General features: G+C 40.7%; 19 protein-coding genes and 1 pseudogene. 8 read left to right on the forward strand and 12 right to left on the reverse strand.

Annotated elements, in window-relative coordinates; all coding sequences use genetic code 11:
- Positions 1 to 398: 398 nt before the first annotated feature.
- From L693_RS29760 to L693_RS30385, 9 genes are all read right to left on the reverse strand, one after another.
- Positions 399 to 554 (reverse strand): hypothetical protein, encoded by a 156-nt coding sequence (locus L693_RS29760; RefSeq protein ID WP_155983756.1) that lies wholly within the window; start codon positions 552 to 554, stop codon positions 399 to 401.
- 339 nt (positions 555 to 893) lie between these two features.
- Positions 894 to 1,289, reverse strand: coding sequence for a LytTR family transcriptional regulator DNA-binding domain-containing protein (locus tag L693_RS0103315; RefSeq protein ID WP_025716042.1), 396 nt, complete (start codon positions 1,287 to 1,289; stop codon positions 894 to 896).
- A 14-nt stretch (positions 1,290 to 1,303) separates the two neighbouring features.
- Positions 1,304 to 1,450 (reverse strand): cyclic lactone autoinducer peptide, encoded by a 147-nt coding sequence (locus L693_RS28755; RefSeq protein WP_081752074.1) that lies wholly within the window; start codon positions 1,448 to 1,450, stop codon positions 1,304 to 1,306.
- Complete coding sequence (locus L693_RS0103325; protein WP_025716043.1) at positions 1,447 to 1,983, reverse strand: accessory gene regulator ArgB-like protein; 537 nt, start codon at positions 1,981 to 1,983, stop codon at positions 1,447 to 1,449. Before L693_RS0103325 ends, L693_RS28755 begins: the two co-directional genes overlap by 4 nt.
- Positions 1,961 to 2,593, reverse strand: coding sequence for a hypothetical protein (locus tag L693_RS0103330; RefSeq protein WP_025716044.1), 633 nt, complete (start codon positions 2,591 to 2,593; stop codon positions 1,961 to 1,963). Before L693_RS0103330 ends, L693_RS0103325 begins: the two co-directional genes overlap by 23 nt.
- A 124-nt stretch (positions 2,594 to 2,717) precedes the next feature.
- Positions 2,718 to 3,050, reverse strand: a complete 333-nt coding sequence (locus L693_RS0103335; protein WP_025716045.1) for a YolD-like family protein — start codon at positions 3,048 to 3,050, stop codon at positions 2,718 to 2,720.
- Between the two features lie 110 nt (positions 3,051 to 3,160).
- Entirely contained in the window at positions 3,161 to 3,433 is a 273-nt protein-coding gene (locus tag L693_RS0103340) for a hypothetical protein (protein ID WP_025716046.1), read from the reverse strand.
- Positions 3,434 to 3,684: 251 nt separating this feature from the next.
- Complete coding sequence (locus L693_RS32260; RefSeq protein WP_277813538.1) at positions 3,685 to 3,768, reverse strand: putative holin-like toxin; 84 nt, start codon at positions 3,766 to 3,768, stop codon at positions 3,685 to 3,687.
- 123 nt (positions 3,769 to 3,891) lie between these two features.
- A complete protein-coding gene (locus L693_RS30385; protein WP_167438774.1) occupies positions 3,892 to 4,053 on the reverse strand; it encodes a hypothetical protein in 162 nt (53 codons plus the stop codon).
- A gap of 123 nt (positions 4,054 to 4,176) precedes the next feature.
- Between L693_RS30385 and L693_RS31880 the strand changes: the two genes are divergently transcribed.
- The 4 genes from L693_RS31880 to L693_RS0103375 all read left to right on the forward strand — a co-directional run bounded on the left by L693_RS31880 (position 4,177) and on the right by L693_RS0103375 (position 5,844).
- A complete protein-coding gene (locus L693_RS31880) occupies positions 4,177 to 4,302 on the forward strand; it encodes a hypothetical protein (protein WP_269320819.1) in 126 nt (41 codons plus the stop codon).
- Between the two features lie 106 nt (positions 4,303 to 4,408).
- Positions 4,409 to 4,729 carry a hypothetical protein gene (locus tag L693_RS0103360; protein ID WP_025716047.1) on the forward strand — a complete coding sequence of 107 codons (321 nt, stop codon included), beginning with the start codon at positions 4,409 to 4,411 and terminating at the stop codon, positions 4,727 to 4,729.
- 150 nt (positions 4,730 to 4,879) lie between these two features.
- Positions 4,880 to 5,101, forward strand: coding sequence for a hypothetical protein (locus tag L693_RS0103370; RefSeq protein ID WP_025716048.1), 222 nt, complete (start codon positions 4,880 to 4,882; stop codon positions 5,099 to 5,101).
- 272 nt (positions 5,102 to 5,373) lie between these two features.
- The gene (locus L693_RS0103375; protein ID WP_025716049.1) at positions 5,374 to 5,844 is read left to right on the forward strand and encodes a hypothetical protein; all 471 of its coding nucleotides are present in this window, start codon (positions 5,374 to 5,376) and stop codon (positions 5,842 to 5,844) included.
- Positions 5,845 to 5,880: 36 nt separating this feature from the next.
- Here L693_RS0103375 and L693_RS30390 read toward each other — a convergent pair whose 3' ends face one another.
- Together L693_RS30390 and L693_RS0103380 are read right to left on the reverse strand one after the other, a co-directional pair.
- Positions 5,881 to 6,321, reverse strand: a complete 441-nt coding sequence (locus L693_RS30390; RefSeq protein ID WP_197029826.1) for a hypothetical protein — start codon at positions 6,319 to 6,321, stop codon at positions 5,881 to 5,883.
- On the reverse strand, positions 6,209 to 6,541 hold the full coding sequence (locus tag L693_RS0103380) for a hypothetical protein (protein ID WP_025716050.1): 333 nt from the start codon (positions 6,539 to 6,541) through the stop codon (positions 6,209 to 6,211). The genes L693_RS30390 and L693_RS0103380 overlap by 113 nt, the downstream gene beginning before the upstream one ends.
- A 210-nt stretch (positions 6,542 to 6,751) precedes the next feature.
- On the opposite strand from L693_RS0103380, the gene L693_RS0103385 reads away from it, so the two are divergent.
- From L693_RS0103385 to L693_RS31885, 4 genes are all read left to right on the forward strand, one after another.
- Positions 6,752 to 7,129, forward strand: coding sequence for a hypothetical protein (locus L693_RS0103385; RefSeq protein WP_025716051.1), 378 nt, complete (start codon positions 6,752 to 6,754; stop codon positions 7,127 to 7,129).
- A gap of 60 nt (positions 7,130 to 7,189) precedes the next feature.
- Positions 7,190 to 7,408, forward strand: a complete 219-nt coding sequence (locus tag L693_RS0103390) for a hypothetical protein (protein WP_025716052.1) — start codon at positions 7,190 to 7,192, stop codon at positions 7,406 to 7,408.
- Between the two features lie 235 nt (positions 7,409 to 7,643).
- Positions 7,644 to 8,249 carry a hypothetical protein gene (locus L693_RS0103395; protein ID WP_025716053.1) on the forward strand — a complete coding sequence of 202 codons (606 nt, stop codon included), beginning with the start codon at positions 7,644 to 7,646 and terminating at the stop codon, positions 8,247 to 8,249.
- Positions 8,250 to 8,509: 260 nt separating this feature from the next.
- Entirely contained in the window at positions 8,510 to 8,644 is a 135-nt protein-coding gene (locus tag L693_RS31885) for a hypothetical protein (RefSeq protein WP_269320820.1), read from the forward strand.
- A 909-nt stretch (positions 8,645 to 9,553) separates the two neighbouring features.
- On the opposite strand, the pseudogene L693_RS0103410 reads toward L693_RS31885, so the two are convergent.
- Positions 9,554 to 10,134, reverse strand: a pseudogene (locus L693_RS0103410) (transcriptional regulator); the annotation flags it as partial.

Here is a 10,134-nt window from a genome sequence, read left to right on the forward strand (position 1 = left end):
CTAGGGGGATCGAACCCCTGACCTCATCGCTGCCAGTGTTGTTTGTCGTACACCGTGATTTAGATTATATTCCTTAATAACAATAAAATCAAGCCTTTTTTATTTTTTATTTGGAACCTGTTGGATTCATTTCTCAATAGGGGAATATGGTCTGTCCCCAATTTGTCCCCAACTCGTCCCCGATAAAAAGAGCAGGTGGATTAATTCCTCACTGCTCTTTTCCCCTTTTACTAAATGTAAAATGCACCATTCGACCGCGAGCGGGGATAAATATCTCTATGCGGCTGATGCTGTATGTGTTGTTCTGTCTACTGCCATTGTCCTTTTTTGCGATGTAACCGAGTTTCTGTGCCTAATCGCATCCCAGGCAAAGGCCGATTTATTATGAATCGTGATAATCATTCCGAAATCAAAAAATGATACACAGATGAGGGGGACTCCGCCTTAATTTCTGCTGGCAATTCCATATGAAAAGCGATTGCCATGGATTTTACAAAGATTTCGGCATTTTCCTTCTCAACATCCCATGGGATCTCAATTTGATATCTTCTCATAGATACACTTCCTTTGTCTCATCATGTTGTGTAAATGAAATGGTTTACTAATGGTCGAACATCTTGTATACTCACGTTGATTATTTTTCCGTGGGATCTAACATGGCTATCCTGGCGGGGATGCCAACCCACATTTGTGCGTCTCTCTTATGGGAGGCGTTTTTTGTTACATCCGACCTATGTAATTATCTACACTTAACCGCCTCCCTTTATTTTAAAAATCGAACCTTATACCTATATTAAATCCCAATATTAGGTTCTTTGGCAACATAAATTCAGCCGCTGAATGTGTTACAAGTTTCGACATTTAAAGACAATTGTTTTCGACAAAAAGAGCCACTATTTAATAGCGGCTCCAGTGATTAATATTTTCGAATTCACGAAGCCCATTTCTTCGACAACCTCATCAAACCGATGGTGAGAAATTGGACATCTTTTCGATGTTTTTGTTATTTCACACTCAAAGTAAGCATCCTTGAAGATGCCATTAACGATTTTAACTTTTTCTACATTAAGAGTGTTACTTCTATCTACATTCAAAAAATTAAACCCATTACTATTCAGGAAATTTTCCCAATGTCTTAAAGTACCTATCATGTAGTAGGTTCTTTCAAATGTGTGCACTAGAAGCTGATTCTTTTTACGGCCTTTAGAAATAAAAAGAACCTTGTCCACTGATACGTTTCCACCATCTATAAAACCTTCAGGATCTGCCGATACGGTTAAACTTAGCATTTAACATTCCCCGCTTACTTTAACAATTCTTCCGGTGGTTCTGGACTATGAATCCACGACAGACTTGCCGTGCTTACAGATGCAACTGCAAGAGATGTAAGAAGTGCTGCAACATTGTAATACATACCAGCCTTCACTTTACTCAGTTTGGTTTTCTTCATTTTTTCACACCTCCTTCTATTAGTGTTAAACTCTGAACAAAAAAACTAGCAGCTACTACCGGATAAGCCAACCCCAAATTAAGAGCAACAATTGCAACTCCTAAACATTTTAGCAATGGGTAGTATCGTCTTGGTATACGAGTCCTTCCCTCTATCCGTGATGGGGCATAAATTAAGACCAGTATCATACTTAATATCGACGTAATTACGACCAAATTGTAGTTGAAATTCGCAAAAGATAAAGCGGTAAGTAAAACTGTTGATACAACTATGCATGTCAGATTACTCTTTAAATGCACCCCACCCACAACTTGGCGCAGTAAAGAAAAAGAAATCATCGCCACTACAGCTTCAAGAGCCTTACCCGTGAAAAACGAAATGCCGATAGTCAATAAAATAATTGAAACAGTGTTGATCACAACGGCTATCCCATGTTTTAAAACATTCACAGATGCCGGATGATCGGGTACAACGGTTTTGATGTGTGTTGCAATATCAAGAGCGATGGAGTCAAGGCTTTTTATAATATTCACGCTCCGTTCTTAGCGCATAATATAAGAACATGATAGATGCCAAGGTTATAAATATAATGCTCAGAAAGAAATTGTTGAAGTAGAACATAAATGTACATGCAGCAAGTACCCCAACTATCAAGATAACAACAAGTACGTGTTCCCACCTAAAACGAAGGTTTTCATAATCTGCTGTAAAGCCTATTTTAAATTTATACAGAAACCACGAAATGGCTAACACCCATGCACTGGTTACTGCTTGCGCCAATGACCCCTCTGCTGAAGTCTGCATTTCTGTTGTTAATGTTCCAAAGAGCATCAATATAATCACTGCTTGGAATAACGTGTACAGAAATGAGCCTGTAATGGATATTATAGCTGCCCAAATAATAGGCATCCTAACAACAGTAGTGATCAACAAAGTGAACAATATAATGTTAATGGTAAAAACAAAAAAAGCTAAGGATGTTTCTTCCCTTAAAATGAAGCTTTGCAAGTTCATTATTAATCCAATAAACAATGCAGGCCATACATAGTCTAAAGCCCTTACTCTAAAAATAGTTAACATCAAAACAAATGCTGCAAATGTTTCTACAGTTGAAAAAAGCAAGAACCTAATAGGCTCCCACATAACACATATCCCCTTCACATAATTGGTAACAAACACACCTTAATACTACATTTGCTACCACTACGAGGCAATCCAATTACCATGTTAAATGGTAGTATTTATGTATTATGTGAGGTAATTATTTTTAGCCTGCCGACACAATATCCTCCAGCTTAATCCAACTATAATCATCTTCCCCACGAAACAGTTTTACTTCGCGTCTAGCGGTGTTAATTGACGTAACTACACCAGTCATGACCATATCGTCGAACGGACTAAAAACGGTCAATGTGACCGCTGTACGTGCGTTGTAAGAGTCTATAAGCGCCTGTTCAATCAATTGTACCTCTTGGCCGTCCAATTCCGGTTTACCGCGCCGCTGGCGATCTTTCATTAGCTTCAAATAAGCCTCTTTATGCTCAGGGATAATTATCCGGCTGCTTTCCCAAATTCCATTTCCCTCAAGTTTCTTTCCCATGTATGTAGCCTCCTGATGTATTATGTAGAAATTATAATGCGAACAAACGTTCCTTACAAGTGATATCTTTTCCAGCGCATAAAAAAATAAACCACGGATTGCTCCGGGGCTTAATATTCTGTGAAGTATTTATTCGCGTCACCCATGGGCATAATGATCTTCTGGTCCCTGTCCCAGCCTTCCAGAATTACGATATGACGCGTATCGCTCTTGTTATCCCATAGGATGTAATTGTCCTTTTCTAAAGCCAACAGGCCCGCCTTTATATCCGTTACACTCCTACCTGTTTTTATCTCCAGTTCCTTCATTGTCGGTAGTCTCCTACGACCCGCAGAATAGTTGTACAGTATCCGCAGTAGTTTGCGTTCGATGTCTGGTAACACGATGATCACTCCTCTGCATTAATTATATGCAAACAAGCGTTCGTTATTCAAGTTATAAAAAAAGAGTAGCCACTTATCTGTGTTACTCCCTTTTTTCCGGGTAAGTCGATTGCCATGAATAAACATATTGTGATAACATAAGAATAGAAAAAGGGAACGGCAGCCACCGTCCCCTGCACGACTTACCGCTATAAGAGCGGTCGACAATTGAGGTTTGATCCAGAAATAGACCGGTTCCTCACCAGGGCGGTCTATTTCCTTTTATGGAAAGAAAGTATCAGGATCACCAACGTTGCGAATTGAATCATCAACATTAGCGCGTCTTTAACTTCCATGGCATCACCTCCCTTCCGGGAGATTAGCCGACCGCCCTTGATAGCCGTTTTGTCGCACAATCCAGATTATACCACAAGTCATCATGTCGAGGGCTTTTTTTTATTTAAAAGAGCAGTGAGGCCTTATCCCTCCTGCTCTTTTGCTTGTGCAGTCATCCTATTTACCAACACGCTTACTGTACATTTCTCTTGCTCTGCCTTCTCTTGGAGCCATTCCAACAATTCCGGCTCAAAATAGATAGCCTCTCTAATCTTCTTATCTTTTTTCGGTGGTCTTCCAGCCATAAAATCACACTCCTGTTATGCAAATTTTAAAGCATTTAAAATATTTTTGCAACACTCAATAAAACTATTTACAAAGCATTTTAAATGCTGTAAAATAGTAAATGTGAGGGGGTGAGCAAAGCAATGAAAGATTGGGTAAACCTTGTTACGGCAATCATACAACTGGTAACGGCCTTAGCCGTACTAAACGTACACAACCGTAACAAAAAGAAAAAAGGAACCAAACGACGCGGTGGGCGCAGACGTTAAGGATTCCTTTGTAGAGGGCGGCTTACACAGCGCCTTCTACACCCAATCATAACATAACGAATTTATATAAACAATCAGGCGGCGGCCTTACGCGGGAGGGTTAGAAATGAACAAGCTGACGCAAAACGATCTTGAATGGTTACAAGACATGGTTCGGCGCGGGGAAATGTCTGCTGATAGGGCAAATGTTGAAAAGGTACGTATGGCACGATTTGTGGTAGTGAAGAAGCTTCCTGCCGAAGTGCGTTCTGTGCTCAACGCTGCTGTTAAGGATGGAGAACTTGGTCATAAAAAGAAGGATGGACATAAACCAGAAGTTTATTATCATCCGAATTTCGAATATTTGGCTAATCAAGAGAGAGCGCTGATTGAAAAACAAACATTCGAGGTACTTTCGGGAGTTATTACTAGGCAGGATGTTAATTGAAATAACGGGGCTTCGGCCCCTCTATAGGAGGTAATCGTATGGAAACGTTAGATTGGATCTTAAGTATTGCGGCCTTGATCGCTTCAGTTATTGTAGCGGTGAAGGTGTTCTGGAATAAATAATACGCGGCCTTACGCGGGAGGAGAAAAAATGATGTTAATTTACAATGGTGAGTCAGCAGCAATTACAGTAGTGGCGGAGAACAACCCGACTATGGTCATTCAGCCCGGGGAATTTGCTGAGTTGGCCGGGGATCTGTCGGGATTCGCAACGGATGAATTTTATGTACAAGAGCCTGGCGAGTGGTACACCAAGCGGGAAGGCTGCTACACGGGGGCGGACATAGAGATTTACAATGCTGCTGCAAAATGAAAAAGCCCCTCGGCTAAGGGACTTTTTTGGTACGACAACATCGCATGTTGAAGTTAGAGTAATTTTGGTAACCAGTCTATGAATCGAATTGTTAGAATTTCAATACATCACATGTTATGATCCATTCTAGCTAAACTAGAAATATAAATTTCAATGTACCATGTACTAATGTATACTGATATTATAATCGCCTGCTGGAATTAATTCAAGATCGGCAGGAAACAACGAACCAACAAGCGAATAAATAAATAACTTACTTAAGGAGGCCTAGCATGGTTACAGAGGAAATGGACATACGAGAAACAACGAAAAGTGTTATTAATTGCCTACTATCCGAAAACCCTGCGGAAAAGATTTCGAGGGATGAGGAATATTACTTTATTTATGGGCAACTTATAAAGCGATTCCTTGCTAAATTTAGCGTAGCAGGAACTGATAAGGCAAAAGACCGACAACATATGCGGATACTTTATCAAGAGCGTTTTGTTAACGCTAATGATAGGTCGGCGCAATTGCACCAAGTAGAAAATTTTATAAAGGAATTTCCAGGTATAATTGATATGGAAAACCGTCATTTACGTAATGGACTAGCCATGTTCTTCGCGTATAGACCAGATAAAAACATGAAGGATTTCGGACATACTTATCTAACGTATGGTACTACGGCGGCTCAATCTATTTTCATAAAAGATGCAAAAAACCTTGATGATTTTAGGCCTCATTTGTATTTCAAATTGGATTAAGGCTAACTCCGCTAACCACATTGGTCGGCGGAGTTTTTAAATGTACGGCATTATTGTTTCGAGTTTCCAATAACCACGACCACTATCGGTGAAGCCATCGTACTGCGGTAGTTTTCCACTTTTCAGACGACCTCCAACAGACGATGGAGTCATACCTAAAATTCGCGCGAATTCCGAAAGGGTAAACTTTATATTTGCCCCCAAACGGAATTTCGCTTTAAGTTCCTCCTGACAGCTTAAACAATGACTTGGTTTACTTCCTTTTAAATTTTCATGCGGATCAATCCAAGGGCGAGAACAGAACGGACAAAGACCGTTTTCGATTCTTTCTCTAAACACTTCTTGTTTTGTTTGCCCGCCTTTATTACTCTTTAATTTCCTCCTCTGAAACTCTACCCCCCGCCAGTTCGCACGCTCGCGAGAAATAGCCAAATCTCCTGATAATTGTTTGGGAGTTAGGATAGCAATTAGCTTCATCGTACTCCACCCGCGACAACTGTCTTCTTGGGCCAGCTATTTCCCTCATTTTTTCGAGAATGTCTTCGTTTGTATAGAGTTTTTCGTTTTTGCTTTTATAGACAACTCCAGCAAGACGGCAAGCCTCCTTAAAACTCCCGAAACGCTGAATTAATTCTTTATTAATAACACTTAGTTCCTTGAGTAGTTCCTTGTCCGTTAATGCTTCATATTTACCCATACTATTCCCTCCTATTACTACTACTTATCGTTACCACTAAGAGATAATAGTGTCAACCTCTATTAATGTGACTTATTTATTCACTTTTTGTTCCCATATTGTTCGGTTGTATAACACAACCAAATGTGATATATTTAAATCACAGCAAGGGACAATACATAAACCAACAAGCCGGGATAAACCGGATGAAGACGAGAGGAGAAACAAGAAATGAAAAACGTAATGAAGAAAGCTTGGATGATCGCTCGTGAAGGTGCTGCTAAATTTGGAGGAAGCACTAAAATGTACTTAACTGAGGCACTTCGTCAAGCATGGGCTAACAGCCGCACACCTAAAGTTGAGACAGCGGCAGAAAAAATCGCGAGAGCAAAAGCGATGAGTCAAGATGATTTTGACGCCTTGATCGACAGTAAGATTAAGATGATCGAAACTGGCCTAAAAGAACGAATCACTAACTATGCGCGGGGGGACAAGTGGATTTGGGGGTACATTAACGACCTTGTCCAAAGTGGCATTGCGTTGATGAGAAAAGAACGAATCATATCGTTAGATAAAGCAGCGTTTATGGCGGTTGATGCTTGTTACTAATATGGATAAGGTAATACTTCCGCAGGCTCAACAAGGAGCCGGGCATAAGGAGAAAATAAAATGAAAACATGGACACGTAAAGGATACGAAGTAAAAGAAGTTGCTTTTGACCACGATTTACATCAATTCGAGGTAGTACAAGACGGGGAAACACTTTTCACAATCACGCCTCCAGATTTGGAAAACCAAGCGCAGATCATCGCTGACTTGGATGCTGGCGAAGATGTGAACGGATGGGATGATGGAATGGGCAATACAATCTACGTTGAAAAAAAGTAACATCGCCTCTTGAATACGTTGGAGCTGCGTGGGTAGCCAAAAGAAGAGGCACCACGCAGCAAAACGTTACAAAGTCTGGTCTTAGAGCATTGGAGCCTGGTTACAGAGGCAACATGATCCGGCCAGACGCTTTATTTGAGGGGCGGCCTTTGTGGCTAAAAAGTAGGTTTGGAACTGATTTGTAATATAATCTGTCGCAGGCTCAACAAGGAGCCGGGCAAAGGAGAAGAAATAAATGTTTAGAATAAAAAACCTTAAAGAAGCAATTAATGAACGGCTTCAAAAATTAGATAACGTTATTCTCGCATCAGCAAAACTGCTGATGGACGATGTAAACCAGAAAACAGGTTCCAACTGGCGGGTGATTCCATACGGAGCCGAACCAGGATACTGGAAAGGGGAAGAAGAAGACGAAAGCTTTGGTTGGGACGATTTACACTATCCAATAGTGGACGAGTATTTTTGTCCAAACGATAGATCCATAAGGCTCGCAATCCCAATTTTAGATACAGATGCTGGCAAGTCTATTATGCTGTACCTAGATTTTGAGGACAGCGAGGAGTATAAAACGACAGTATCCATACACACCGCAAATTCATTGCTCTGCTCTAATGCTCTAAACATGGGTTCAGCATTTGAGCATGGTAGCACTTACCACGAATATGGTATCGCCAGAATATTAGACAACACCAGCATTGGATTTTATGACAGCATAGTTGGGTACACGTCCAGAGACCATGATCGGTCTTACCAAGTTACAAACTTCGAAGGTGAGTTAGTAATCCACCGCTATTCTGACAGCGGTCAGATGGAAGAAACGGAAGTACTGACTTTAATGTAGTAATGATGACATTCAGCCACAGGCTCACTATTTAACTGTAAATACAAAAAACCATCCAGCCCTAGAGCCAGATGGTTTTTTGTTGAATATGAGCATATTCATTTCAATCCACACTCTCACATGGAGAGTGACAACTTACATACAGATAATACCATTCAAATTGAATAGTGTCAACTGCCCTGTTGTTTACAGCATGTTCATCCAACTTTTGTGGTATATTTAATTACAGTAAAGGACGAATAAGTAGAGGAGCGAGATCTATGACTATAATTAAACAGCAATTAAGAATTGTCCAGTTGAAAACAGAGCTTGAAATTACTAATGTGAAAATATCGTTCATGAAGCTGTGGATTCGTGTTGCTGACGCACTTATAAAATTTTTCGGCGGACGGTAAGCACGGGACGCCTTGGGATATGACCAATGATACAAATAGACGGTAAATATGAGATGTTGACGGTTAAAGGCAAGCGGGATGATGGCCGGTGGGACTGCCTTTGTGACTGTGGTAATCCTACCGTTGCTTCCACTACACAGCTTAAATACAAGACAAAAAAGTCTTGCGGTTGTTTACGCAAAAAGTCACCCGTTAACGTGATAGATATAACCGAGAATAGATGCGGAATGCTCACGGTTATTGCACGAGCTGGGAGCACAGGGCGCGACAATGCCACCTGGTTATGTCGGTGCGACTGCGGCAAAGAGATACCGATAAGCGGTACTACCCTGCGTCGGGGCGAGGCGGTTTCGTGCGGATGTCAGCGGCCAGAACAAGCCCGGAAGGCCCGGAATATTCTGCAAACGGAGATGTCAGTGGACGGAGTCCCGCTTCCGCTGTTAACCAAAAAAGTGCGGTCCGATAGTAAGACAGGGCATAAAGGGGTTCATAAACGGGTAAAAAAGGGACGTGAATACTACGAGGTAAACATAACTGTAAAAGGCAAAAGGAGGTATGCTACAGCGACAACCTTAGAGGGTGCAATAGAGAAAAGAAAGCGGTTAGAGGAAAAATATCATAAGCCATTATTGGATAGATCCCCGCCGACCAATTAAGGTTAACGGGGATTTGCTTTGCTTACGTTTAAAATCCTCCATGTTGTACTTGAGGCTCTATACCATGCGAGTGAATAGGTACAGTAACAATTAACAAAAAGCTAGCTGCGACGATCAACAGTGCCATTTTTTTTAACATTGTTCATCCACACCTTTTCAATAAGTTTTTTAAGAACCTCCTTGTTGATCTTGCACTTGTATCATTGGATTATGGCTATTCGTCTGAACAGGTACAGTAACAATAAACAAAAAACTAGCCGCAATGATTAGAAAAGCTACTTTTTTCAACATTATCTAACCACACCCTTTCAATAAGATTTAGAAACTCTTCCTTGAACTCAGGAACTGCATGCTTTCTAAACTTCACGAAAAGCCCCAAACAGTTTATAAAATAAGTTTCATTATTTAGTGTATGCGCTTTTACCATTGAATACATCAAGTATTTAAAGCCATCACTGAACATACCACGATGTAAACAATAATAAGCCAATTCATAACCAAATCGTGCAAACTGTTCTGGTATTACTTGTCGGGTGTACATATCAGTAGATGATGGGAGTTGAGTAAAGGCATCAATGTCTTTTTTAAACCTTGAAAGCACATCATCCACTTCTATTTCGTATCGGTTTGCCGCCATCATAATGTTCAACAGTTGGGCAACCTTATCTTGTTCAGATGTATCTGATGGTGCACCAATATATTCAACATAATCATGTAGCACACTTATATCTCCAGATAAAAGCTTATTTGCGACAATGTTAGCTTGCGCCCAATCTTGATACAACTCGATCCAATGCAGGGTATCCTCGTCCGTCTCTTTTACCCAATCTAAAT

Origin of the sequence: Paenibacillus sp. 1-18, from assembly GCF_000520755.1 — a bacterium.
Classification (GTDB): Bacteria; Bacillota; Bacilli; order Paenibacillales; family Paenibacillaceae; genus Paenibacillus; species Paenibacillus brasilensis.